The organism is Pseudomonas sp. 10(2024), assembly GCF_045164175.1.
In the GTDB taxonomy this organism is placed as follows: domain Bacteria; phylum Pseudomonadota; class Gammaproteobacteria; order Pseudomonadales; family Pseudomonadaceae; genus Aquipseudomonas; species Aquipseudomonas alloputida.
On record NZ_CP174006.1, the window covers coordinates 1,554,867 to 1,579,050 of the forward strand.

24 protein-coding genes are annotated in these 24,184 nt (G+C 63.4%); 11 read left to right on the forward strand and 13 right to left on the reverse strand.

The genetic code is table 11. From position 1 onward, the window contains the following. Nucleotides 1-214 precede the first annotated feature (214 nt). From ACI7M0_RS07180 to ACI7M0_RS07190, 3 genes are all read left to right on the forward strand, one after another. Entirely contained in the window at nt 215-1,108 is an 894-nt protein-coding gene (locus ACI7M0_RS07180) for a LysR family transcriptional regulator (protein ID WP_003254585.1), read from the forward strand. A gap of 137 nt (nt 1,109-1,245) precedes the next feature. After that, entirely contained in the window at nt 1,246-2,811 is a 1,566-nt protein-coding gene (locus ACI7M0_RS07185) for a PAS domain-containing methyl-accepting chemotaxis protein (protein ID WP_129932883.1), read from the forward strand. Between the two features lie 64 nt (nt 2,812-2,875). Next, a complete protein-coding gene (locus ACI7M0_RS07190) occupies nt 2,876-3,475 on the forward strand; it encodes a tRNA-uridine aminocarboxypropyltransferase (protein ID WP_017148157.1) in 600 nt (199 codons plus the stop codon). Between the two features lie 62 nt (nt 3,476-3,537). Here the strand turns inward: ACI7M0_RS07190 and ACI7M0_RS07195 are convergent, their stop codons facing one another. The 3 genes from ACI7M0_RS07195 to ACI7M0_RS07205 form a co-directional block, all read right to left on the reverse strand. Beyond that, nucleotides 3,538-4,896 (reverse strand): TolC family outer membrane protein, encoded by a 1,359-nt coding sequence (locus ACI7M0_RS07195; RefSeq protein ID WP_012051559.1) that lies wholly within the window; start codon nt 4,894-4,896, stop codon nt 3,538-3,540. A gap of 311 nt (nt 4,897-5,207) precedes the next feature. After that, nucleotides 5,208-5,573 (reverse strand): YbaN family protein, encoded by a 366-nt coding sequence (locus ACI7M0_RS07200; RefSeq protein ID WP_010955201.1) that lies wholly within the window; start codon nt 5,571-5,573, stop codon nt 5,208-5,210. A 7-nt stretch (nt 5,574-5,580) separates the two neighbouring features. Beyond that, entirely contained in the window at nt 5,581-6,168 is a 588-nt protein-coding gene (locus ACI7M0_RS07205; protein ID WP_010955200.1) for a YecA family protein, read from the reverse strand. Nucleotides 6,169-6,411: 243 nt separating this feature from the next. Between ACI7M0_RS07205 and recQ the strand changes: the two genes are divergently transcribed. Together recQ and ACI7M0_RS07215 are read left to right on the forward strand one after the other, a co-directional pair. Next, entirely contained in the window at nt 6,412-8,559 is a 2,148-nt protein-coding gene (gene recQ / locus ACI7M0_RS07210; RefSeq protein ID WP_129932882.1) for a DNA helicase RecQ, read from the forward strand. A gap of 151 nt (nt 8,560-8,710) precedes the next feature. Beyond that, entirely contained in the window at nt 8,711-9,148 is a 438-nt protein-coding gene (locus ACI7M0_RS07215; RefSeq protein WP_129932881.1) for a MarR family transcriptional regulator, read from the forward strand. 32 nt (nt 9,149-9,180) lie between these two features. Here ACI7M0_RS07215 and ACI7M0_RS07220 read toward each other — a convergent pair whose 3' ends face one another. After that, nucleotides 9,181-11,367, reverse strand: coding sequence for a patatin-like phospholipase family protein (locus ACI7M0_RS07220; RefSeq protein WP_020191240.1), 2,187 nt, complete (start codon nt 11,365-11,367; stop codon nt 9,181-9,183). Between the two features lie 67 nt (nt 11,368-11,434). Here ACI7M0_RS07220 and ACI7M0_RS07225 point away from each other — a divergent pair, with 67 nt between their 5' ends. Further along, a complete protein-coding gene (locus ACI7M0_RS07225) occupies nt 11,435-11,716 on the forward strand; it encodes a SelT/SelW/SelH family protein (protein WP_020191239.1) in 282 nt (93 codons plus the stop codon). Here ACI7M0_RS07225 and ACI7M0_RS07230 read toward each other — a convergent pair whose 3' ends face one another. Together ACI7M0_RS07230 and ACI7M0_RS07235 are read right to left on the reverse strand one after the other, a co-directional pair. Next, nucleotides 11,717-12,607, reverse strand: a complete 891-nt coding sequence (locus tag ACI7M0_RS07230; protein ID WP_010955195.1) for a DMT family transporter — start codon at nt 12,605-12,607, stop codon at nt 11,717-11,719. It abuts the gene before it with no gap. A 219-nt stretch (nt 12,608-12,826) separates the two neighbouring features. Continuing rightward, nucleotides 12,827-13,594 (reverse strand): AraC family transcriptional regulator, encoded by a 768-nt coding sequence (locus tag ACI7M0_RS07235; RefSeq protein WP_129932880.1) that lies wholly within the window; start codon nt 13,592-13,594, stop codon nt 12,827-12,829. A gap of 127 nt (nt 13,595-13,721) precedes the next feature. On the opposite strand from ACI7M0_RS07235, the gene ACI7M0_RS07240 reads away from it, so the two are divergent. Continuing rightward, a complete protein-coding gene (locus tag ACI7M0_RS07240) occupies nt 13,722-14,519 on the forward strand; it encodes a UDP-2,3-diacylglucosamine diphosphatase (RefSeq protein WP_020191231.1) in 798 nt (265 codons plus the stop codon). 38 nt (nt 14,520-14,557) lie between these two features. Here the strand turns inward: ACI7M0_RS07240 and ACI7M0_RS07245 are convergent, their stop codons facing one another. Continuing rightward, the gene (locus ACI7M0_RS07245; RefSeq protein ID WP_014590083.1) at nt 14,558-14,869 is read right to left on the reverse strand and encodes a DUF962 domain-containing protein; all 312 of its coding nucleotides are present in this window, start codon (nt 14,867-14,869) and stop codon (nt 14,558-14,560) included. A gap of 153 nt (nt 14,870-15,022) precedes the next feature. Here ACI7M0_RS07245 and ACI7M0_RS07250 point away from each other — a divergent pair, with 153 nt between their 5' ends. Continuing rightward, the gene (locus ACI7M0_RS07250) at nt 15,023-16,084 is read left to right on the forward strand and encodes an AraC family transcriptional regulator (protein ID WP_104886532.1); all 1,062 of its coding nucleotides are present in this window, start codon (nt 15,023-15,025) and stop codon (nt 16,082-16,084) included. Here ACI7M0_RS07250 and ACI7M0_RS07255 read toward each other — a convergent pair. Beyond that, nucleotides 16,041-17,495 (reverse strand): TrkH family potassium uptake protein, encoded by a 1,455-nt coding sequence (locus tag ACI7M0_RS07255; RefSeq protein WP_010955192.1) that lies wholly within the window; start codon nt 17,493-17,495, stop codon nt 16,041-16,043. The genes ACI7M0_RS07250 and ACI7M0_RS07255 overlap by 44 nt on opposite strands. A 102-nt stretch (nt 17,496-17,597) precedes the next feature. On the opposite strand from ACI7M0_RS07255, the gene ACI7M0_RS07260 reads away from it, so the two are divergent. Further along, nucleotides 17,598-18,155 (forward strand): NAD(P)H nitroreductase, encoded by a 558-nt coding sequence (locus ACI7M0_RS07260; protein WP_010955191.1) that lies wholly within the window; start codon nt 17,598-17,600, stop codon nt 18,153-18,155. 117 nt (nt 18,156-18,272) lie between these two features. Here ACI7M0_RS07260 and ACI7M0_RS07265 read toward each other — a convergent pair whose 3' ends face one another. The 5 genes from ACI7M0_RS07265 to ACI7M0_RS07285 all read right to left on the reverse strand — a co-directional run bounded on the left by ACI7M0_RS07265 (nt 18,273) and on the right by ACI7M0_RS07285 (nt 22,602). Continuing rightward, on the reverse strand, nt 18,273-19,613 hold the full coding sequence (locus ACI7M0_RS07265) for a HAMP domain-containing sensor histidine kinase (RefSeq protein WP_064492116.1): 1,341 nt from the start codon (nt 19,611-19,613) through the stop codon (nt 18,273-18,275). Nucleotides 19,614-19,671: 58 nt separating this feature from the next. After that, nucleotides 19,672-20,088 carry a Spy/CpxP family protein refolding chaperone gene (locus tag ACI7M0_RS07270; protein ID WP_014590086.1) on the reverse strand — a complete coding sequence of 139 codons (417 nt, stop codon included), beginning with the start codon at nt 20,086-20,088 and terminating at the stop codon, nt 19,672-19,674. A 158-nt stretch (nt 20,089-20,246) separates the two neighbouring features. Then, complete coding sequence (locus tag ACI7M0_RS07275; RefSeq protein WP_020193052.1) at nt 20,247-20,924, reverse strand: response regulator transcription factor; 678 nt, start codon at nt 20,922-20,924, stop codon at nt 20,247-20,249. A gap of 783 nt (nt 20,925-21,707) precedes the next feature. Then, nucleotides 21,708-22,007, reverse strand: a complete 300-nt coding sequence (locus ACI7M0_RS07280; protein ID WP_003254549.1) for a YciI family protein — start codon at nt 22,005-22,007, stop codon at nt 21,708-21,710. A 1-nt stretch (nt 22,008) separates the two neighbouring features. Then, complete coding sequence (locus ACI7M0_RS07285) at nt 22,009-22,602, reverse strand: septation protein A (RefSeq protein WP_010955188.1); 594 nt, start codon at nt 22,600-22,602, stop codon at nt 22,009-22,011. A gap of 67 nt (nt 22,603-22,669) precedes the next feature. On the opposite strand from ACI7M0_RS07285, the gene ACI7M0_RS07290 reads away from it, so the two are divergent. Both ACI7M0_RS07290 and ACI7M0_RS07295 read left to right on the forward strand, forming a co-directional pair. Then, nucleotides 22,670-23,530, forward strand: coding sequence for a PHP domain-containing protein (locus tag ACI7M0_RS07290; RefSeq protein WP_129933982.1), 861 nt, complete (start codon nt 22,670-22,672; stop codon nt 23,528-23,530). A gap of 13 nt (nt 23,531-23,543) precedes the next feature. Continuing rightward, entirely contained in the window at nt 23,544-24,173 is a 630-nt protein-coding gene (locus ACI7M0_RS07295) for an L-threonylcarbamoyladenylate synthase (protein ID WP_014590089.1), read from the forward strand. Nucleotides 24,174-24,184: the final 11 nt, after the last annotated feature.

Sequence of the window (24,184 nt, forward strand, 5' to 3'; positions counted from 1 at the left end):
ATCAGTCGGTCGATTGTTGTGTTTGTTCGAACCTGTGCCGCCGCGCGCCATTCACGTGTGGTTTGCCGGCGGGCAGGGACATTTCGGCCAAGTCTGCTCAAGCGAGCGCCGGGGAAGAATCGCTACCGACAAATACTTAGTTCAGGAATTTCTGAACTAAAGGCGGGTAGAGCAGTTAGACTGCGCGCACATACCCTTGTGGAACCGTTGCACCATGGCCTCGACCTTGCCCGACCTGAAACTGCTGCGCATCTTCATCAGCGTGGTGCGCCACCAGGGCTTTGCCAACGCCCAGCGCGAGCTGAACCTGTCGACCTCCGCCATCAGTACCTACATGAGCCAGCTGGAGGGCGCCTTGGGTATCGTGTTGTGCCACCGGGGTCGGGGGGGCTTCAGCCTGACCAGCAAGGGCGAGCTGTTCCATCAGGAAACCCTGCGCCTGCTGGCCGAGCTGGACGGTTTCGAGCAGTATGCCGCCGCCCTGAAGGGCGAACTGCGTGGCACCCTCAACCTTGGGGTGATCGACTCCACCGTCGGTGATCGCGCCTTGCCGCTGGCCGAAGCCATCGGTGCCTACAGCCAGGAGCACCCGGCGGTGCACCTGCACCTGTCGGTGTCCAGCCCCTACGAGCTGCAACTGGGAGTGCAGGACAACCGCCTGGACCTGGCCATCGGCGCGTTTTCTTCGCGGATGAGCGGCCTGCTCTACCAGCCGTTGTACCGCGAACAGCACTGGCTGTACTGCAGCAGCCGCCACCCGTTGTATGCCGAGCGGCGCATTCCCGAGCAGGTGGTGACCCAGCAGCGCATGGTCGGCCGTGGTTATTGGAGCCAGGCCGAGCTGGCCCGGCATGGCTTCAAGCACAGTGCGGCGACGGTTGAAAGCATGGAGGCGCAGCTGATCCTGATCCTTTCCGGGGCCTATATCGGCTACTTGCCTGAACACTACGCCCAGGCCTGGGTCGACAAGGGTGACTTGCGCGTGCTGTCGCCGTCGACCTTTGGTTACCAGGCCCCGTTCTCGCTGATCATTCGCCGCGGGCGCAGCCGCGAACCGTTGATCCAGACCTTCCGTGACCTGTTGAAAAGCCAGCTCAACGTGGGCTGAGATGCGACGCATTCATGCATTCCGTCGGGAGCGGATTAAATTCCGCTAAACGCTGGCCGCTAACCTGATAGCGCTCTGCTACATATCAACTTGCGCTGATGATTTCCCCTTATTTCATCCTGCAAGGATCGCCCAAGATGCGCATGAATTTGCCCGTCACTGAGCACGAAAGAACCTTCCCCCGCGATCAACGCCTTATTTCCACGACTGACCTCGACAGCCGCATCACCTACTGCAACGACGCCTTTGTGGCGATCAGCGGCTTTACCTACGACGAACTGATCGGCCAGCCGCACAATCTGGTGCGCCACCCGGACATGCCGCCGGCGGTGTTTGGCCATATGTGGGAAACCATCAAGCAGGGCAAACCCTGGATGGGCATCGTCAAGAACCGGGCGAAGAACGGCGATTACTACTGGGTAAGCGCCTACGTCACGGCGATATACGAACAGGGCCGGATCAGTGGCTACGAGTCGGTGCGCTCGGTGCCCACGCGTGAGCAGATCCGCCGTGCCGAGGCGCTGTATGCGCGCTTGCGCGATGGCCGCAGCCCGGTGCCCTGGGCTGCCCGCCTGGGGCACGGCCTGGGCCATGGCTGGCCACTGATCGGCGCCGGCCTGCTGTCGGCGGCGGGTTACCTTTGGCTGCCCCCCTATGCGGCGCTCGGGGTGCTGATGGCAAGTCTGCTGCTGGCTTGGTACTGGGTCGAGCACCGGCAGAACCAGGCCATTCGCCGCACATTGGCTGAGCATCCCAAGGCCTTTACCAGTCCGTTGGTGGCGCTGACCTACAGCGACAACCCAGGCCTGAAGGGCCAGCTCGACCTGGCCATCATCAGCGAAGAAGCCCGCCTGCAAACGGCCCTGACCCGCCTGGTGGATGCCGGGGTCGGGGTAAAGTCGCGGGCGGCGCAATCTTCCGACCTGTCCGATGCCCAGGCGCAGATGCTCGACCGGCAGCGCAGCGAGACTGACCAGTCCGCCACGGCCATCGCGCAGATGGCGGCGACCATCCAGCAGGTCACCCACAACGTGCAAAGTACGGCACACGCGGCAAGTGATGCCGACCAACTGGCGCAGCAGGGCAGCGAGCTGGCCCTGAAGAGCCTGAAAGACATGGGCAGCATGAGCGATGCGGTCAATGACATTGGTCAGGCAGTCAACGCCTTGGCTGAGCAGACCCAGTCGATTGGTAGTGTGGTCGACGTGATCACTTCGATTGCCGAACAGACCAACCTGCTGGCGCTTAACGCCGCCATTGAAGCGGCGCGTGCCGGTGAGCAAGGGCGGGGGTTCGCCGTGGTGGCTGATGAGGTGCGGTCATTGGCGCAGCGTACCCGCGCGTCGACCGAAGAGATCCACCATATCATTGCCTCGCTGAGGGCCGGGGCGGAGCGAGCGGTGAGCACTGCCAGCCGGGGCGAGCAGATTTCCCGGGACAGTGTGCACAGTGTCGAGGCGGTGCAGGCGGCGCTGAGCGGGATTGCCGTGGCGGTCAGCCGCATCACCGGCATGAGCCAGCAGATGGCCACGGCATCGGAGCAGCAGAGCCATGTGGCTGAAGACATCAACCAGCAGATCGTGAGGATTGCCCAACTGTGCGACCAGAGTGCCGGGCAAGCCAGGCAAGGCGCGGAAATCAGCCAGGACCTCGAGCGCATGGCGGAGTACCTGCACAGCCTGGCGGAAAGGTTCAACCGTTGAAATCGCGGAGCCCGCAAAGCGGGCCCCGGTTATGTGGCAAACTGTCCCCGCCAAGGAGACCGCCATGCCCAGACCCCGCTGCGAGCGCTGCCAGCGCCCGCTCGACCATTGCCTATGCCCACTGATCCCCGCGCTCGACAGCCGCACCCGCGTGATCCTGCTGCAGCACCCCAGTGAAACTGCCCATGCCCTTAACACGGCGCGCCTGGCTGCCCTTGGCCTGAACAATGCCGAGCTGCGGATTGGAGAGGTGTTCGATGACCTGCCTGACCTGCTCGCCACCCCTGGATACCAGCCGGTGCTGTTGTTCCCGGGTGATGACGCCCAGGTGCTGACAGCTTATGGCGAGGCGGGCGACAAACCTTTGCTGCTGATCGTGCCCGACGGCACCTGGCGCAAGGCGCGCAAACTGCTGTACCTGAACCCGTTGCTGGGGGGGCTGCCACGGGTGACGCTGGCCCAGGCGGCCGCTTCACGCTATCGGTTGCGCAAAGCGCCGGAGGCGGGTGCATTGTCGACGATCGAGGCGGTGGTCGGGGCATTGAATACGCTGGAGCAACCGGCTTGCTTCGATGCACTGCTGGCGCCGTTCGAGGCGTTGATCGAGGGGCAGATCAGGGCCATGGGCGTAGAAACATTTCAGCGTAATCATGGCCGCGAATGAGGGTTGGGGGCTGCTTTGCAGCCCAATCGCAGCACAAAGCGGCCCCGCTACCTAAAACCCGCTCAACGCATCTCAGGCAGACGCGCCTCGGTGCGGACTTCGGTGGTCGCCAGCGCCTCTGGCGGCAGCGAAATATGCTGTTTGCTCAGCAATTCACCCATGGTCGCCAGTACGCGGTAGCGCGAGAACTCTTCGGTGTAACGCACCTCAGTGTAGCGGCGGTCGGCGTTGTACAGCTCGTTCTCACTGTCGAGTACGTCCAGCAGGGTGCGCTGGCCCAGGCCGAACTGGTCCTGGTAGGCCGCACGCACACGCTTGGTGGTTTCGGCGTATTCACGCGCGGTCGGCAGCTGCTTGCTGGCGTTGTTCATGGCGTTCCACGCCAGGCTCAGGTTCTCGGTCAACTCACGCAGGGCGTTGTTGCGAATGTCCAGTGCCTGGTTGATCTTGTGCGCGTCGGACTGCAGGCGAGCCTTGTCGCTGCCACCGCGGAACAGGTTGTAGTTCATCTCCACGCCAGCTTGCCAGTCGTTGTTGTTGTGGCCTTTCTCGCCGCCGGTGTTGTTGTTGGCACCGGTTGCCAGAATGGCGTCGAAGCGTGGGTAGAAGGTCGACTTGCCCACTTCGTACTGCTTCTCGGCGGCGTTGACGTCAGCCTGGGCAGACTTGATGTACGGGTTGTTCTGACGCATGCCATCGCGGGCTTCGTCGAGGGTGCCTGGCACCTCGCCCTTGATGCTCTGCGGGCTTTCCAGCTCGTCCGGGGCACGGCCGATCACACTGAAGAAGTTGGCCTCGGCATCGGCCAGGTCGACTTCGGCGGTGTCCAGGTTGTTTTCCGCCAGGGCGCGACGGGCGCGGGACTGGTCGAGGTCGGCGGTGCTGCCGACGCCGCGCTCGTTGCGCAGGCCAATCTGATCGTTGACGCGCAGGTGAGCTTGCAGGTTGTTCTTGGCCAGGGTCACCAGTTCACGGCGTTTGAGCACTTCCAGGTAGACCTCGACTGCGCGCAGGGCGACATCCTGGGCAACGGCCTGGGTGTAATAGGCGCGGGAGGTAGAGACCGCCTCGGTGCGGCCTACTTCATTCGAGGTGTTGAAGCCGTCGAAGATCATCTGCCGCAGGCGCAGTTCGGACTGGGTGTAGTTGAGGGTTTCCTTGTTGTGGTTTCCCTCGGCGCGGGTAGTGGCGTTGTCCGAGCGCTGGCGGCCGTAACCGGCAACCAGGTCCACGGAAGGGTAGTAGCCACCACGCGCGAACTTCACGTCTTCATCGGCCGACAGCTTGCTGTTACGGTTGGAGCTGACTTGTGGGTGGTAGTCCACGGCGCTTTGGACAGCCTCGGTAATCGACATCGCCTGTACGTTGGCACTCGCCAGGGCCAACAGTAAAGCACTGGTGATGGGGTTCAAAACGCGCATGGTACATCTCCCTGATCCTGGAATTGATCCTGCTGTTCGCCAAAAAAATGACGATAAACTTATCGCGTATAGTGTTGCAGGTTTTTAACAACACAGCTAAGTACATTCAACGCGATAGGTAAGAAGATTTATTCATATCAAATTGCCATATAATATCTTTGTTGTCTAATAAGTGTGCATTCAAGGGCACGGAATGAACGCAGGAAATGCCTTGAAAACCAATGGATACAAGGGCTATGCGCAGTTCCAGAACTAATTCGGATAAAGAGGGCATTGATTAGGCGAAAGCGATATTTGGCGACAAAATATTGTCACTTTGGCTTGTGCAGGGTTTTCAGGCTGAGGATGTACAGGGTGACCAATGCGGCACTGGTCAACATGAAGGTGCGCGCCCAGAACAGCGGCACCAGATAGCACGACAGGCCAATGCTGGCCCACATAAGGCCGATGGCGTAGACCTTGCCCTTGAGGGGGATGCCTTCACCACTGAGGTAGTCACGGATCCATGGCCCCAGCTTGGGATGATGGACCAGCCAGTGATGGAAGCGCGGCGAGCTGCGGGCAAAGCAGGCCGCCGCCAAAAGCAGGAATGGGGTGGTGGGCAATACCGGCAGGAATATCCCCAGCACCCCCAGCGCGACGCTGAGCCAGCCAGTGGCCAGCAGCAGGTAGCGCACAGCTTGCTCAGTGGTGGCGTGGCTTGAGCAGCGCCGGTTTTTCGTCAGGGGCGTGCAGCAGCAGGAACAGTGCGCTCAGTGCCTCGGGGATTTGCACGATCATGTCATCCTGCAGGTTGGCGTTGCTGGCGATGTCGGCGAACTCTGGTTGTTCGTCGAACAAGCCCGAACCCACCATGATCGGCAGCAGCATTTCGCTGACTTCTTCCTCGGCGTTTTCGAACCACGCCTCTTCCCGCAGGAACACGCCTTCCATGAAGCCGATGCACCAGCCGCGCAGGTCGGAATCGTCCGGCTCATCGGTCAGGTCGAGGTCGCAGGGCAGGTCGAATTCTTCGTCGCTGGCCAGCTGGCGGGCAATGTGCGCCTTGAGCGCCACCAGGGTGGCCTCGATCTCGGTGCGCTGGGCTTCGCTGGCGTAGTGCGGCTCCTCGGCGAACAGGGCGTCAATCCATTCGCGCTCGGGCACGTCCTCGGCGTTGATCGAAAGAGCGGTGAGGTAGCCGTGTGCGGCGACATAGTCCAGCGCTTCTTCGTGCAGCTCGTCGGCGTCGAGGAAGGCTTGCAGGCGGGTCAGTTGCTCGGCGAAGGACATTACAGGGCTACCTTGGGGAATAAACGATAACGAATTCTAGCACCTTGCAGCGGCAGCGGGGCAAAGGGAACGTCTATCGCCGCGGTGCATGTGCAGCACGGTGCTGCGGTATACTCCGCGATTTTTCATCCAGGGGCAGGTTTCAACGGCTGCCTGGCAAAAACCGCTTACGCATTTGGCGTGTGCGGGGCGGGTTTTTCGTCCAGCCTTTATCCAGGATGGTACGGCGATTTGGAGTTGCACATGCTCGAACAGGCTCAGCGCGTTCTCAAGGACATCTTCGGCTACGACAGTTTCCGTGGGCGCCAGGCAGCGATCATCGAATGCGTGGCCAATGGCGGCGATGCCTTGGTACTGATGCCCACCGGTGGCGGCAAATCGCTGTGTTTCCAGGTGCCGGGGCTGCTGCGCCCGGGCCTGACGGTGGTGGTATCGCCACTGATCGCGCTGATGGACGACCAGGTCGCCACCCTTGACGAGCTGGGTGTGTCTGCGGCCGCCCTGAACTCTACCCTGACGGCGGAGCAGCAGCGTGAACTGGCCGGGCGCCTGCGCCGTGGTGAGGTCAAGATGCTGTACCTGGCGCCGGAACGCCTGGTGCAGCCGCGCATGCTCGACTTCCTGCGCGATCTGGACATCTCGTTGTTCGCCATTGACGAGGCCCACTGCGTTTCGCAATGGGGCCACGATTTCCGCCCCGAGTACCTGCAACTGGGTCAGCTGGCCGAACTGTTTCCGCATGTGCCGCGCATTGCGCTTACCGCTACGGCCGACATGCGAACCCGCGAGGAGATCGTTCAGCGCCTGCACCTGCAAGGCGCCGAGCGCTTCCTGTCGAGTTTCGACAGGCCCAACATCTTCTACCGCATCGTGCCCAAGGAGGCACCGCGCAAGCAGTTGATGGCCTTCCTCGGCGAACGTCGTGGCAACGCTGGCATCGTCTACTGCCTGTCGCGCAAGAAGGTCGACGAAACCGCCGCCTTCCTCTGCAGTCAGGGGTTCCCCGCGCTGCCGTATCACGCCGGCCTGGCCGCCGAGACGCGGGCGGCCAACCAGCATCGCTTCCTGAACGAGGAAGGGCTGATCATGGTCGCTACCATTGCTTTCGGCATGGGTATCGACAAGCCCAACGTGCGCTTCGTTGCTCACCTCGACCTGCCCAAATCGCTTGAGGCCTACTATCAGGAAACCGGCCGGGCCGGCCGTGACGGCCTGCCCTCCGATGCCTGGATGGCCTACGGGCTGCAGGACATGGTGATGCTCAAGCAGATGCTGCAGAACTCCGAAGGCGACGAGCGCCACAAGCGCATCGAGCAGCACAAGCTGGACGCCATGCTGGCGCTGTGCGAAGAAACGCGCTGCCGCCGCCAGTCGCTGCTGGCGTACTTCGACGAGATCCTCGAACAACCGTGCGGGCACTGCGACAACTGTGTCGACAACATCCAGACCTGGGACGCTACCGAGCCGGCCCGCCAGGCGCTGTCGGCGGTGTTCCGCACGGGCCAGCGCTATGGTGTTGGCCACCTGGTCGATGTGCTGTTGGGCAAGGACACCGAGAAGGTGCGCAATTTGGGCCACGAGAAGCTGTCGGTATTCGGCGTTGGCAAAGGCTTGGCCGAGGTCGAGTGGCGCTCGCTGTTCCGTCAACTGGTGGCGCGCGGCCTGGTCGATATTGACCTGGAAGGCTACGGCGGCCTGCGGCTGTCCGACAGCTGCCGGCCGCTGCTGCGCGGCGAGGTGACCTTGCAACTGCGCCGTGATCTCAAACCGCAGACCACGGCCAAAACCTCGTCGTCCAGCGGCGGCAGCCCGGCCAGCCAGCTGGTGCGTGCCGAAGAGCGCGATCTGTGGGAAGCGCTGCGTACCCTGCGCCGCAAGCTGGCCGAAGAACACAGTGTGCCGCCCTACGTCATCTTCCCCGACTCGACACTGCTGGAGATGCTGCGCAGCCAGCCGGTCAGCCTCAGCGACATGGCCCAGGTCAGCGGTGTGGGGGCGCGCAAGCTGGAGCGCTACGGCAAGGCGTTCCTCGAAGTGCTGAACAACAGCGGTGGCACCGACGAGGCACCGAAAGTGGTGCTCGACCTGCGCCACGAACTGGTCAGCCTGGCCCGTGCCGGCATGACCCCGGCGCAGATCGCCGGGCAGCTCAATTGCAGCGAGAAGAACGTGTATAGCCTGCTGGCCGAGGCGTTGGGCCGCCAGGAACTGAGTCTGGACCAGGCCATCGACCTGCCGGAAGACCTGATGATGGAGGTGCAGGACGCCTTTCTTGATGGCGAGGGTGAGCTGCCACCGGTGTCGGCCATTGCCCCGCAGTTCGGGGCACGGGTGCCGGAGGGCGTACTCTATTGCGTGCGCGCAGCGCTGGCAGCGGAATTCGAGTTGTAAAGGCATGCAGGATCGAAGGCAGAAGCGCCATCTGCTGACCTTTGTCATGCTTTTTGACGATTATCGAACGCGTAACCATGGCCGAGCCTTGCCTCGTGGGGCAGGGCATGGTTAGCTGCCTAATAATTAGATCTACTCCAATGAGTTCCTTATGCCCCTGAACGACAACCAACACCGCTTTGGCATGCAATTGGCTCAGATGTCCCGAGGTTGGCGTGCCGAGCTGGACCGCCGCCTGGCCGGGCTCAACCTGTCCCAGGCGCGCTGGCTGGTGTTGCTGCACCTGGCCCGCTTCGAAGAAGCCCCGACACAGCGTGAGCTGGCCCAGAGCGTAGGCGTCGAAGGCCCGACCCTGGCGCGTCTGCTCGACAGCCTGGAAGCGCAAGGGCTGGTGCGCCGGCAGGCGGTGCTGGAGGATCGGCGGGCGAAGAAGATTGTGCTGTGCCCGCCGGCCAAGCCGTTGATCGATCAGATCGAGACCATCGCCAACCAGCTGCGGGTAGAGCTGTTTACCGGCGTGGACGAGGCGGACTTGCAGGTCTGTATGCGCGTGCATGCCAATATCCTGGCCAACCTCGAAAAGTCCTGAACTCCCCCATCGATGCAGGTGCAGTGCAAGCCTCAGAAGGTGTGCCCAAGGTTCAGGTACACCGCTTGCTCATGCGCACTGTTGGCGCCGTAGCTGAAGTTCAGCGGCCCTAGAGGCGTATCCAGCCCCAGGAAGATGCTCGCCGCATTGATGTACCCACTGTCGAATTCGTTGTCGTTGTTCCACGCCCGCCCACGCTCCAGCGAGCCGCCGATGTACAGCGGGAAGTCCAGCGGCACATAGGCCCGCGGCGTCAGCCGGCGGTAATAGACCATGCGCAGCAGGCTCGCGTTCTGCCCCGATACCGAGTCCTCGCGGAAGCCTGACAGCTGTCGCGCCCCGCCCATCACGAAGCTCGACGTCACCACTTCGGTATCGTCAAGCGTGCGCCCGTAGCTCCCACCCAGCACGAACGTGTTCGGCCCGCTGCTGATGGCCTTGTCCAGGGTGAACAGCCACTGCCGGTAATCCTGGTCGGAGTCCAGCGACTTGTCGTATTTGCGCAAGGTCAGGCCGATGTCCTCGCCATGGTGCGGGAAGTACACGTTATCGAGGGTGTCGAACGAGTACTTCAGCTCGTAGAAACCTTCGTTGAAACTGACTTTGGGCAGGTCCTGGTCGCCGATGCGCACCTCGGCCTCGCCCCAGGCCTTGCCCACGCCCAGGCGCACTTCACCGCTGTTGCCGATCTGCCGGCCTACGTTCAGGCCAAAACCGTAGCGCTCCAGGCGATACTCGGCGACGGGGTCGTTGTCCAGGGTGGCTTCGATGTTCTGCGAGCCCAGGTCCAGGTATGGCGCGATGAAGTAGCGTGAGCCCACATCCAGGGGTTGGTAGAACTCGCTGTACAGCGCTTGCTGGTCACCGATCTGGCCGCGGGTCAGCCATTCGGCGCCAAGGCTGTTGATGCCGTTGACCCGGTAGCTGGCGCCCAGGTTGAAAGCGCTGTCGCCGCGCAGGTCATCGGACAGGTTCAGGCCCAGGCGCAGGTAGTCGGTGCCGCCGCGTCTGCCGCGGGCGTTGATCACCAAGGTGTGGTCGTTGCCCTTGTGCACCACGCGGTACTGCACCCTGTCGAAGTAGTCCAGGCCATACAGCGTACCCATGTCGGTCTGCAGGCGGTCCAGTTCCAGCGGCGCGTCGATCGGCTGGCGGATGTACGAGCGGATCACATCATCGCTGACCTTGGAGTCGTTTTCGATCCGGATTGCGGTGATTACCGGCGTGCGCTGGCGCGGCGAGCGGGCCACGGCCAGGCTGGCGTCGCCCTCGAGCTGGCGCAGGGCGGCCAGGCGCGGGTCAAGCAGGCGAGTGGCGCGGTAACCGGCGTCGATCATGTCGCGTGCACGGCCGAAATCTGTCACGCCGAAGGCGGTCAGCGATGGCTGGATGAGGATGTCGTCGCGGTGCAGGCTGGCCAGTTGTTCTTCGGAGTTGCGCCGGGTCATCAAAGTGATCGACTGATTCAGCACGTCGACCACCGTCAGTAATTGCTTGCGATCGCGCAGCGGGGTGCCGATGTCGACCACGATGGCCAGGTCCACGCCCATTTCGCGGGCCACATCCACCGGAATGTTGTCGACCATGCCGCCGTCCACCAGCAGACGGCCGTCCAGTTCGACCGGGGCGAACACGGCGGGGATCGACATGCTGGCGCGGATTACCTGGGGCAGGTGACCACGGCGGAATACGACTTTTTCGCCACTGGCGATGTCGGTGGCCACGGCGCGGAAGGGGATGGGCAGCTTGTCGAAGTCGCGGGTATCGGCGGTATGCGCCAGTTTGCTTTCCAGCAGCAGTGACAGGTTCTGGCCCTGAATCACACCCAGCGGCAGGCCCAGGCTGCCGTCGTCGCGAAAGCTGAGCTTCTGCTTGACCAGAAAGTCGCGGTCATCCTGCTTGCGCCGGAACGGCACATCCTCGCGCGGCGGTGCATCGGAGAGCGCCTGTTGCCAGTCAAGGGTGGTCGCGAGTTTTTCCAGCTCTTCGACACTGTAGCCCGAGGCGTACAGGCCGCCGACCACCGCGCCCATGCTGGTGCCGGCGATGGCGTCGATGCGCACACCCTGTTCCTCCAGCGCCTTGAGTACGCCGATGTGGGCCAGGCCACGGGCCGCACCGCCAGACAACACCAGGCCGACCTTGGGCCTGGCGGGTTCCGCCGCGATTGCCGTAAGCGAGGTAAGGACGAGCAGAAAACAGAACAGCAAACGGCGCATCGTGAGTCTCAAACCGTGGGCTAAAGACCGCTAGTATAAGCGGCCCCTTACCTGGAGATGTTTCACCATGGCTGACCACAAGCCGGAAATCGTCATCACCTATTGCACCCAGTGCCAGTGGCTGCTGCGTGCTGCCTGGCTGGCTCAGGAACTGCTCAGTACCTTTGCCGACGACCTTGGCCGGGTAGCGCTGGAGCCGGGTACCGGGGGTATCTTCCGCATCACCTGCAATGGCGTGCAGATCTGGGAGCGCAAGGCCGACGGTGGTTTCCCCGAAGCGAAGGTACTGAAGCAGCGGGTGCGCGACCAGGTCGACCCGCAACGTGATCTTGGTCACAACGACCGCTGATCAGGCGCCCTCGGTCAGTGGTCGCTGCCTGGGCGGTTGCTCGGCAGCCAGACGGCTGGACAGCACGATGGCGAAGATGATCAGCGCGCCGCCCAGCAGCATGCGCACGGTCGGGGTTTCGGCGAACACTGCCCAGGCCACGGCAATGCCGTAGACCGGCTCCATGCCGAACACGACCGCGGCGGTGCGCGCCTTGATCACCGCCAGGCTGGCGACGAACAGGCTGTGCGCCACACCCGTGCAGAAGATGCCGAGCAGGGCGATCCACAGCCAGTCCAGGGCCGCAACGTCGGCCAGGCCGGGCGCTGCGAACGGCAGCAGGCACAGGCCCACTACCAGGTTTTGCCACAGTGCGGCCTGTACCGCAGGCAAACGGCCCGAGCCGGCCCGGTTGGTCAGTGACAGCAGCGAGAACAGCAGGCCCGAGAGCAATGCCCAGAGCAGGCCGCCGGTGGCTTCGCTGGCCAGGTCGAATGCTGGTGTGACCAGTATCAGGCCGATGCTGACCAGCACGACCAAGACGGCTTCGTTACGGTGGATACGCTCGCGGAACAGCAGGCTTTCGAGGATCACCGTAAAGGCCGGGAAGCTGGCGAAGCCGAGGGTGGCGATGGCTACGCCGCCCACTTTGACGGCGATGAAGAAACTGACCCAGTGGCCGGCCAGCAGCACACCACCGAGCAGCAGGCGGCGCGCATCCTGGCTGCTCAGGCGTTGCCAGCCCGGGCCGGCCAGGCTGGCGAACAGGGCCAGGGCGAGTACGGCGAAGGTGGCGCGACCGAAGACGATGATCGCCGGGCTGGCGCTGGTGGCCAGTTTGCCGAAGACGCCGGTAAGGCCGAAGAACAGCGCGCCAATGTGCAGGGCGCCGAGGGCGGTGCGGTGGTTCATGGTAGTCCTTGATGAAGATCTCTACAGGCAGTGCCGGCCCTTTCGCGGGTGAACCCGCTCCTACAGGTGTGCCGGGCCTTTCGCGGGTGAACCCGCTCCTACAGGTTTTTGCACAACCTTCAGGCGGGGGCATCCTGTAGGAGCGGGTTTACCCGCGAAAGGGCCGGTAAAGGCAAAGTCTAAAGCCTCAGGCAAACACATTCTGTCGCAAGACTGCTGTCAGTTATCGCCAGACTCTCGCCGCAAAGCCAAAGGTGTACACCCGAACGCCCGCAGCATCGCCGCTGAAAAGGCACTTTGCGAGCTATACCCCACCTGCGCCGCAATTTCGCCCATCGGCAGCACGGTCTGCACGATTAGCCGCCGCGCCTTGAGCAACCGCCGCTGGCGAATGTAGTCCATCGGAGTCATCCCGCACTCCGCAGTAAATCGCGCATGCAGCCGGGCAATGGACAGCCCGGCGATGCGTGCCAGGTCGGCAACCTGCAGCGGGTAGGCAGCATGCTGTTCGATATGCGCATCGAAGGCGCTGTAGGGCAGGCGCTGGCTGGCGTGCACGCTGGCTGCCGCCGTGGCGTTGAGGCTGGCCAGCAGCAGTGCCGCGCCCTGACGGGCAATCAGTGGGTCGTGCACGGGGCTGGTCGCCAGCCAGTCCACCAGTTGCTGCTGGCGCTCATCCAGGCTTACGGCGGCCGGGCGGTCGAGCAGGCGGCGGCTGGCATCGGCATGCTCGCCCAGGTGCTCGCGCAGCCAAGGCTCCCCAGGCACATCAAGCACCAGGCAATCACTGCCGGCATCGCTGGCGCACGTGTGATGAGCACCCGCCGGGACCACGATCAGCCCCTGGCGATCGATGCCGGCGCCATGCCCCTGGACCTCGAACTCCAGGCGGCCGCGCAGGCCGAACACGAGTTGCGGGTGTTCGTGGCTATGGGCGATCAGGCTGTCGCGGTAATGGCGCAACGAGAGGATCGGGCCGGCGGTCATGGGGGCTTCCTCGCAGGGCAGGCGCCCATTGTGCCTCAATCCCTGCACGCCATCACTCGTCACTGTTTTGCCATGGCGCTGTCATGTGCGCCTGCCAGTCTCCAGCAAACTGCGCCGGAGCCTACCCATGACCCATGCCGAACTGTCCCGCCCCTCGCGCAAGCAACGCGTGCGTACCCTGTGGATCTCCGACGTGCATCTAGGTACCCGCGACTGCCAGGCCGAACACCTGTCGCAGTTTCTCAAGGGCTACCAGGCTGATCGCGTCTATCTGGTGGGCGATATCATCGATGGCTGGAAGCTGCGCGGCGGGATCTACTGGCCGCAAGCCCACACCAACGTGATTCGCCGGCTGCTGACCATGAGCAAGCGCGGTACCGAGGTGATCTACGTCACCGGCAACCATGACGAATTCCTGCGCCGCTACTCGAAGTTGATTCTGGGCAACATTCAGCTGGTAGACGAGGCCGAGCACCTGACAGCCGATGGCCGCCGACTGCTGGTGGTCCATGGCGATCAGTTCGATGTGATTACCCGTTACCACCGCTGGCTGGCGTTTCTGGGTGACCGCGCCTACGAATTCACCTTGGTGCTCAACCGCTGGCTCAACCACTGGCGTGCGCGGTATGGCTATGGTTACTGGTCGCTGTCGGCGTACCTCAAGCACAAGGTGAAAGGCGCGGTGAACTTCATCAGCGACTTCGAGAACGCCATTGCCCATGAGTGCACCCGCCGTGGTTTTCACGGGGTGGTGTGCGGGCATATCCATCATGCCGAGATCCGCAAGGTGGGTGAGGTGGACTACCTCAATTGCGGGGACTGGGTGGAGTCGTGCACGGCCCTGATCGAGCATTGGGACGGCAGTGTCGAGCTGTATCGGCTGGCCGAAGCGCAGGCCGAGGCGGCGTTGCGCGAGCCGGCTTAAGGCTCGAGGGCAGGGGGCCGCCAAGCGGCCTCAGATGCTTACAGCCTGAGCTTGCCTAGCAGGATATCCCGGAACATCACGAAATCCCCGGCCAGGCTGTACAGCGGATAGGTAAAGGTCGCTGGCCGATTCTTCTCGAAAAAGAAGTGCCCAACCCAGGCAAAGCCATAGCCGAACACCGGCACGGCCAGCAGCAGCAACCATTTGCCACTGCCAATGGTGTAGGCCAGCAGCGCTATCACCAGGCTGGTGCCGACGAAGTGCAGGCGGCGGCAGGTGGGGTTGCTGTGCTCCCCCAGATAGTACGGATAGAACTCGGCAAAACTGCGAAACTGCGCTTTGCTGTTCATGGCAGTGCTCCGGGATTAATACTTCTGGACAAGATACACGGCGTGGAGCCTGATTCGAGTCTAGAGTGACTGACGGGGCCTACCAGTGACAATAGGCGCCAAATGAGTATCCTTGGGGTTCACCGCAGGAGCGGTCGGTAAAAGAAGCCTGTCATGAGCGAAAGAACAACGTCAGCCAGTTGGGCATCAGGGATCGTGAAGGCACTTGAACTGGAAGGGCTGGATTGCAGAGCCATGTTCAAGCAATTGGGGTTGGACTTTGCCGCCCTCGACGACCCCGATGCACGTTTTCCGCAAGATTCCATGACCCGCCTCTGGCAACTGGCGGTGGAGCTGTCGGGCAATGAGGCCATCGGCCTGAACATGGCACGGGTGGTTCGCCCGGCGTCCTTCCATGTGGTGGGCTATGCGTTGATGTCCAGCCGCACCCTGGCCGAGGGCTTCGAGCGCCTGGTGCGCTACCAGCGCATCATCGCCGAAAGCTCCGACCTCAGTTTCGTCCTCGGCCCCGAGGGCTATTCGCTGATTCTGACCGTGCACGGCGATCACCTGCCGCCAACCCGGCACAGCGCCGAAGCGTCGCTGGCCTGTGCGCTGGCGCTGTGCAAATGGCTCAGTGGCCGGCCGGTCCAGCCGCGGCGGGTACTGGTGCAGGGGCCGCAGCCGAAGAATGTCGAGCCTTACAAGGTGGCGTTCCATTCGCCGCTGGTGTTCGGCGCCCCACATGATGCGCTGGTGTTCGAGCGGGCCGACATGGAGGCGCCGCTGCCGACCGCCAACGAGGCCATGGCGGTGCTGCACGACCGGTTTGCCGGCGAGTACCTGGCACGCTTCTCCGAAACCCGGGTCAGCCACCGCGTGCGCCAGGTGTTGTGCCGCATCCTGCCGCAGGGTGAGCCCAAACGCGAAACCCTGGCCCAGGCCCTGCACCTGTCGCAGCGCACCTTGCAACGGCGGCTGCAGGAGGAAGGCACCAGCTTCCAGACCTTGCTTGACGACACGCGCCGCGAACTGGCCGAACAATACCTGGCCCAGCCGGGCATGACCTTGCTGGAAACCGCCTACCTGCTGGGCTTTGCCGACCCCAGCAACTTCTATCGGGCGTTCCGCCGCTGGTTCGATGCCACGCCCAGCGAGTACCGCGCCCGCCTGGGCGCGGAAGGCGAAGTGCTCAGTGACGCCAGAACGCCGGCATGCACAACACCAGCACCGTGATGATTTCCAGGCGACCCAGCAGCATGCCGGCCGCCAGAATCCATTTGGCTGCGTCAGGCAGCGTGGCGTAGTTGCCCGACGGGCCGATCACTTCACCCAGGCCCGGGCCTACACCCGAAACCGTGCCAGCCGCACCGGTCAGCGCGGTCATCCAGTCCACGCCCAGCAGCGACAGCAGCAGCGCCATGACACAGATGGTGATGGCGAAGAAGAACGAGAACGTCAGGATCGAACGCACGATGTCTTCGTCGAGGCGATGGCCGTTGTATTTCTGCTTGATCACCGCGCGCGGGTGAATCAGCTGGTTGAGGCTGGCCTTGAGCAGGATGTAGGCCACCTGGAAGCGGAAAATCTTGATGCCGCCTGCGGTCGAGCCGGAGCAGCCGCCAACGAAGCCCAGGTAGAAGAACAGCATCAGCGAGAAGTTGCCCCACAGGCTGTAGTCACCCAAGGAGAAGCCGGTGGTGGTGACCACCGAGGTCACGTTCAGCGCCACATGGCGCAGGGCATCGAGCCAGTGCAGGTTGGTGCTGTACCAGTACCAGGTGCCCAGCACCAGCCAGGTGACCACCAGCATGCCCAGCAAGCCTTGCACCTGCTGATCGCGGATCAGCGCCTTGCGGTTGCCGCGCAGGGTGGCTACGTAGAGGGTGAACGGCAGGCTGCCCATGATCATCACCACCACCGCCACCCAGTGCACGGCCGGGATATCCCATTTCGCCAATGACTGGTCGGAGGTGGAGAAACCGCCGGTAGAGATAGCCGACATGGCATGGTTGATTGCATCGAACGGGCTCATGCCCGCCCACCAGAAGGCCAGCGCGCCGAGTATCGAGAAACCGACGTAAACCCCCACGATGGACTTGGCGACCATGTGCGAACGCGGCATGACCTTTTCCGAGCGGTCGGACGATTCGGTCTGGAACAGGCGCATGCCACCGATGCGCAGCAGCGGCAGGATCGCCACCGCCATGGCGATGAAGCCGATACCGCCAAGCCAGTGCAGCATCGAGCGCCACATGAGGATGCCCGGCGACATGTTATCGAGCCCGCTGAGCACGGTGGCGCCAGTGGCGGTGATGCCTGACATGCTTTCGAAGAAGGCGTCGGTGTAGCTGATGTGCTGGGTCAGCAGGAACGGTAGCGCGGCGAACACGCACACCACCAGCCAACTGCTGACGGTCAGCAGGTACATGTCGCGCGGGCGCAGGTGTACATGCTCCGGGCGCCCCTGCACCACCAGGGCCAAGCCGGCGATGAAGGTGATCAGGCTCGACCAGAGAAACGACGGCATGTCGCCGGTGCGCTCGAAGATCACCAGGGTCGCCATGGGCACGGCCATGCTCACGGCCAGCGTAATCAGGAAGATGCCGATGATGAAACCAATAATCCTTAAGGTCGGCAACGCCATGTGATCTGCTCAGACTCGAAACGGAAGGGCGCCATTCTACCTATGGGTCTGGTGATGTAAACGCTAGAATGGCCGCACATTCACCTGCCAGGAGGGTAGCCGATGGAGGCTCTCGACGCATTGCTCAACCGTGTTTCCGTGCCACGCCTGACTGACCCGGCGCCCAATGCCGCCCAGCGCGAGGCGCTGTTCCAGGCTGCCCTGCGCGCCCCGGACCATGGTCAGCTGCGGCCGTGGCGTTTTCTAACCATCGAAGGCCAGGGCCGCGAGAAGCTGGGTGAGCTGTTCGCCGAAGCCGTGCAGCACAAGGGCGATGCCAGCCAGGCAGCCTTGGACAAGGCCCGTGCCATGCCGCTGCGGGCGCCGTTGCTGATTGTGGTGGTGGCCAGGTTGCAGGACCATTTCAAGGTGCCCAAGTCCGAGCAGCGCCTGGCGGCGGGCTGTGCGGCGCACGGTATTCTGATTGCTGCGCACGCGCAGGGGATCGGCGCGGTGTGGCGTACCGGTGACATGGCTTTCGATGCCCATGTGCACAAGGGGTTGGGGTTGGCCGAGAACGAGGAGCTGATCGGCTACCTGTATGTCGGCACGCCGCTGACCGAGCCGCGGACGGCGCCGGTGCTGGAAACGGCTGATTTCGTCAGTAGCTGGGGTGAGTAACCTGGCCTTGGGCTGATTCATGCATCAAGGCATCCGGCCTCTTCGCGGGTGAACCCGCTCCACATCCCCTGTAGGAGCGGGTTTACCCGCGAAGAGGCCTGGCGCCTTTGCACCCCATCAACTGCCTGCCGCTCCAGCCAGGGGCAACTCCAGCCTGGCCACAAACCCACCCTGTGGATGATTCTCCAGCACCAGGCTACCGCCATGGCGCTCCGCTGCCTTGCGCGCAATCGCCAGCCCCAGGCCATGCCCCGGCGCTTCCTGCCCCGGCGCGCGGAAGAACGGCTCACCCAGTTGCGCCAGGTGCTCCTCTGCCGCCCCAGGCCCATGGTCACGCACGCTGATCACGATGCGGTCCTGCTCGCGCGCGGCGCTGACCTCGACCGGCTGGCCCGCCGGGTTGAAGCGCAGGGCATTGCGCAGCAGGTTGTCAACGGCACGCTCGATCAGCGTTGGCCAACCCTGCAAGCTCAAACCTGGCTGCGCCTCCAGGCGCACGTCCTGATCCGGCGCGCTCAGCAGGGCGTCCTTGCGCACGCTGCCGAGTAGTGCATTGAGGTCGACCGGTTCGGCATGGGCTTGTTCGGCATCCACCCGGGCCAGGGCGAGGATTTCGCTGATCAGGTCTTCCAGGCGGTCGCATTCGCGGGTCAGGCGCGGCCACAGCGCTTGCCGCTGCTCAGGCTCGGCGCGTTCGGCCAGGGCCAGGGCGATGCGCAGCCGGGCCAGTGGCGAGCGTAGCTCGTGAGACACGTCGCGTAGCAGCTGGCGCTGGCTGCCAATGGTGCTTTGCAGGCGTGCGCCCATCTTGTTGAAGTCCTTGGCCAGCACGCCAAACTCGTCGCGCCGCGCTGCCAGCCGTGCCAGGCTGTTCTGCTGATAGGTGGTCTGGCCCAGGTCGTGTACGGCACTGCGCAGGCGGCTTAGCGGGCGGGTGATGGACAGCGTCACCAGCAGGCTGAACAGGGTCAGCACGACCAAGGCAATGCCCAGGGCGCTGAGCGGCCACAGCAGGCTTTCACGGTGCCAGGCATCCAGCGCCGGGTGGGGGATGCGGTAGATCAGCAAGTAGGTTTCGCCGGTGTCGGGGCTGGTGTATTCCTCGGTCAGCCGGCGCCATGGCAAGCGCCGCTGGTCATTGTGCTGGCGCGCTTCGAAGGCTGCCGCACGGCGTGGGAAGGTACCGGGCACCACGGCTTCACCGCTATCGTCGAGCACCTGCACGTCGATCTTGTAGCGGTCCTTGCGTCGTTCCAGAAAGTGCTGTGCCGCCTCCAGGCCTTCCTGCTCGTAGTGCTTGGTCCACTTGCTGGCCAGGGTATTCAGGCCCGGGTGACGGCTGAGGATCCAGGCGTCCTGATTGAGCATGTGCCCCAGCAGGATCGACAGGCCTGCGACCAGGGTGATGGCCAGCCAGAAACTGGCCAGGATGCGCCAGAACAGTGAACGCAAGTGCACCTCCTAAACGGGAAAAGCCCGGCCCGCAGTGATGCGGGCCGGGCATGGGGCGGACAGCTTACTGGGCCTTGGCGCCTTTTTCAGCTTTCCAGGCCTGGAACTCCTGCCACTCGGCTTTCTTGGCGGCGCGTTCTTTTTGCAGTTCATCGAACTTCTTCTGCTGGTCAGGCGTGAGCAACTTGCGCACTGCGCTGTCGGTCTTGTCGCGGCTGGCTTGCAGCTCATCCTTCATGGCCTTCTGGTCAGCTGCCGGCAGTTTGGACAGGTAGCGCTCGGTAATGTCGCGGCGCTGCTGCATCTGCTCGCCCATCAGCTTGCCGATCTGCTGGCGCTGATCGCGGCTCAGGTCCAGTTGGTGGAAAGGCGCATCACCGCGATGATGCGGGCCGTCGTGGCGCGGGCCGCCGTCAGGCATGGCCATGGCCACGGTCGGCAAAGCGGCAGCGAACATCAGGGCGATAAGGGTCTTGCGCATGGTGTCTCTCCTTTCATAGGCCGGTGATTACCGGATGAGCACAGTCTAGGGAGATCACCGTCAAGCGCAGTCAGGGGATGGTAAAGGCAAAGTAAAGATGATGGGGTCGTGCAGCCCGGCCTTGTGCCGCGAAGGGGCGCGCAGTGGCCCCGGTGTGTTTACAGGCAGTAGTAATAGCCACGGCTACGCAACGCCACAATGCGTGGCCGGCCATCGGCGTGGGGGCCGATCTTCTTGCGCAGGTTGCTGACATGCATGTCCAGGCTGCGGTCGTACAGGGTCAGCTTGCGGCCCAGGCCGATCTGCGCCAGTTCCTGTTTGTCCAGCGGCTCGCCGGGCTGACGCAGCAGCGCTTCAAGAATACGGCTTTCGGACAGGGTCAGGGTCATTTCGCGGCCATCGATGCTGGCCACGCCCCGCGCAGGACTGTAGACCAGGTCACCCAGTTCCATCTGGCTGGTCGTGGCGGTGGGGTGGCTGCGGCGCAGTACTGCGCGCAGGCGGGCAGTGAGCTCACGCGGGTCGCAGGGTTTGGCCAGGTAGTCGTCGGCGCCCAGTTCCAGGCCGAGAATGCGGTCCAGCGGCTCGCCGCGGGCTGACAGCATCAGCACCGGCAGCTCGGCATGCTCGCTGCGCAGCTGCTTGAGAAGCTCCAGGCCGCTGCCGTCGGGCAACATCACATCCAGTACCACGGCAGCAGGGGCATGCTCAGCCAGGGCCTGGCGTGCGCTCTGGCCATCGTGGCAGGCACGCACGGAAAACCCTTCCTGGGTCAGCCAGCTGCCGAGCAGCTCGCACAGTTCCTGGTCATCATCAATCAGTAACAGCTCGCTCATGACTCACTCAATTCAACCATTGACGGCGGTGATTCGGTCCGCCAGTGGCAAAGATACCGCAGACTGATGGGCTGAGTATAACTGCTGGTAACGCGTGGCCCTCTTCGCGGGTAAACCCGCTCCTACAGCGGGCTGTGTCCAACCACCGAGATGTGTCCACCACCAATCTGTGTAGGAGCGGGTTTACCCGCGAATACGGTAGCGGCGGCAACGGTGAACGGTGGGTGGAGATTGGCCAGCAGGACCGGCCCTTTCGCGGGTGAACCCGCTCCTACAAAGGGCTGTGTCCGACCACCGACATGTGTCCACCACCAATCTGTGTAGGAGCGGGTTTACCCGCGAATACGGTAGCGGCAGCAACGGTGAACGGTGGGTGGAGATTGGCCAGCAGGCCTGGCCCTTTCGCGGGTGAACCCGCTCCTACAAAGGGCTGTGTCCGACCACCGACATGTGTCCACCACCAATCTGTGTAGGAGCGGGTTTACCCGCGAATACGGTAGCGGCAGCAACGGTGAACGGCGGGTGGAGATTGGCCAGCAGGACCGGCCCTTTCGCGGGTGAACCCGCTCCTACAAAGGGCTGTGTCCAACCACCGACGTGTGTCCACCACCATCGTAGGAGCGGGTTTACCCGCGAATACGGTAGCGGCGGCAACGGTGAACGGTGGGTGGGGATTGGCCAGCAGGCCCGGCCCTTTCGCGGGTGAACCCGCTCCTACGGGCGATCGCACAGATCCGAAGGTTTGTGGGTGCCTTGTAGCGAAGAGGGCCGTGCCGTCTCAGGTCAAGGCAGTACTTGCTTGAACGGCTTGACCACAACCTTGTCGTACACGCCGGCAGCGATGTACGGGTCGGCATCGGCCCAGGTCTGCGCGGCTGCCAGCGACTCGAATTCGGCAACGATCAGGCTACCGCTGAAACCCGCTTCGCCCGGGTCGTTGCTGTCGATGGCCGGGTGTGGGCCCGCCAGTACCACGCGGCCTTCGGCCTTGAGCTGCTGCAGGCGTTCGATGTGCGCCGGGCGGGCAGCCAGGCGCTTTTCCAGGGAGTTTGCGACGTCGCTGGCGATAATGGCGTAGAGCATGTCAATCCTTGGGTTTGGAGGTAGAAGGGTCATCGTGCAGGTGGCGCGACAGGTACACGCCTTGCGCCACCAGGAAAATCACGGTCATGCCCAGGCTGCCGAACACCTTGAAGTCCACCCAGAAGTCCTGGAAGGTGAAGGCGACGAACAGGTTGGCCGCGCCGCAGAACAGGAAGAAAGCGATCCAGGCCAGGTTCAGGCGCGTCCAGATGGCATCAGGCAGGGTCAGGGCGTGGCCCATGATGCGCTTGATCAGCACCCGATCGCCGATGAAGTGGCTGCCGGCAAAACCCAGGGCGAACAGCCAGTTCACGACGGGGGCTTTCCATTTGAGGAAGGTTTCGCTGTGAAAGGTCAGGGTCAGGCCACCGAACACCAGGCAGGCGATCAGCGTCAGCCACTGGCCCTTCTCCAGCTTGCGCTGGCGCAGGAACAAGGCGCCGTACACGACCAGCGAGCTGATGATCAGCATGGCCGTGGCGCTGTAGATGCCGCCAAATTCGAAGTGATGGCCGGCGACTTCCATGGGGCGCGGGTCGAGCTTGTAGACGATGAAGAACAGCAGCAGCGGGATGAAATCGATGAATTGTTTCACAATGGCAGCCAGAATCGGGATGTGACGGCATAATAACAAACATCGATTCCAGCGAAAGCGCTCCTCTATGAATGTTGATCTGCACTGTCACAGCACGGCCTCCGACGGCGCCCTGTCGCCTTCGGTACTGGTTGCCCGGGCTCATGAGCACGGGGTGCAAGCGCTGGCACTGACCGACCATGACACCCTCGAAGGCCTGCCCGAAGCGCGCCAGGCCTGCGTTGACCTGGGTATGCGCTGGGTCAGCGGGGTGGAGCTGTCCTGCACGTGGGGCGGCGCGACCATCCATGTGCTGGGTTATGACTTCCCGCTCGACGCACCGCCATTGCTGGCGGCGATTCAAGCGCTGCACCAAGGCCGCTGGCTGCGTGCCGAAGAAATCGACAAACGGCTGGCGGCCAAGGGCATGCCCGGCACGCTCGAAGGCGCGCGCGCCGTGCAGCACGAGTTGGGTGACAGCGGCAATGCCCCGGCGCGCCCGCATTTTGCCGAGTATCTGGTGCGGGCCGGGCACGTCAAGGACCGTGGTGAAGCGTTTCGCAAGTGGCTGGGCGCCGGCAAGCTGGGCGACGTCAAGCAGCACTGGCCGACGCTCGACGAAACCGTTGCCACGCTGAGGCAGTCCAACGCCTGGGTGAGCCTGGCGCATCCCATGCACTACGACCTGACCCGCAGCAAGCGCAGGCGGCTGATTGCCGACTATATTCAGGCAGGAGGGCAGGCGCTTGAAGTGGTCAACGGGATGATGCCTGCCGAGCAAGTGGGCACCATGTCCATCCTTGCCCGTGAGTTCGGCCTGCTGGCAAGCGCTGGCAGTGACTTCCACGGCCCCGGCACCTGGGGCGAGATCGGTGCCTATCGGCCTTTGCCCGAGGATCTGCCACCTTTGTGGCGTCGATTCAGCCATGAACAGCCTTTGGCGCTATGAACAGGACGATTACGTGAGCCAATTTTTCCAGATTCATCCGGAGAACCCACAAGCGCGCCTGATAAAACAGGCCGTCGAGATCATCCGCAAGGGGGGCGTGGTGGTGTATCCGACGGATTCGGCGTATGCGCTGGGTTGCCAGATAGGCGACAAGTCGGCAATCGAGCGGGTGCGGCGCCTGCGCGGGCTGGACAAGACGCACAACTTCACCCTGATGTGCTGCGACATGTCGCAACTGGGGTTGTACGCCAAGGTTGACACCGGCACCTTCCGCTTGCTGAAGGCGCATGTGCCGGGGCCTTACACCTTCATCCTCAACGGCACGCGTGAAGTGCCGCGCCTGCTGTTGCACGATAAGCGGCGTACCATCGGTCTGCGTGTGCCGGACCACGCCATCACCCTGGCCTTGCTGGCCGAGCTGGGCGAGCCACTGATGAGCGTAAGCCTGATCCTGCCGGGCGACAGCGAGCCGATGACCGACCCTTACGAGATCCGTGAACGGCTGGAGCACCATGTCGACCTGGTGATCGATGGCGGGTTCGGCGATCTCAAGGCGTCGACCATCATCGACCTCTCCGGCGACGAACCGGAACTGATCCGCGAAGGTTGTGGCGACCCCACGCCGTTCCTGGTCAACGCGTGAGCCAGCTGGAA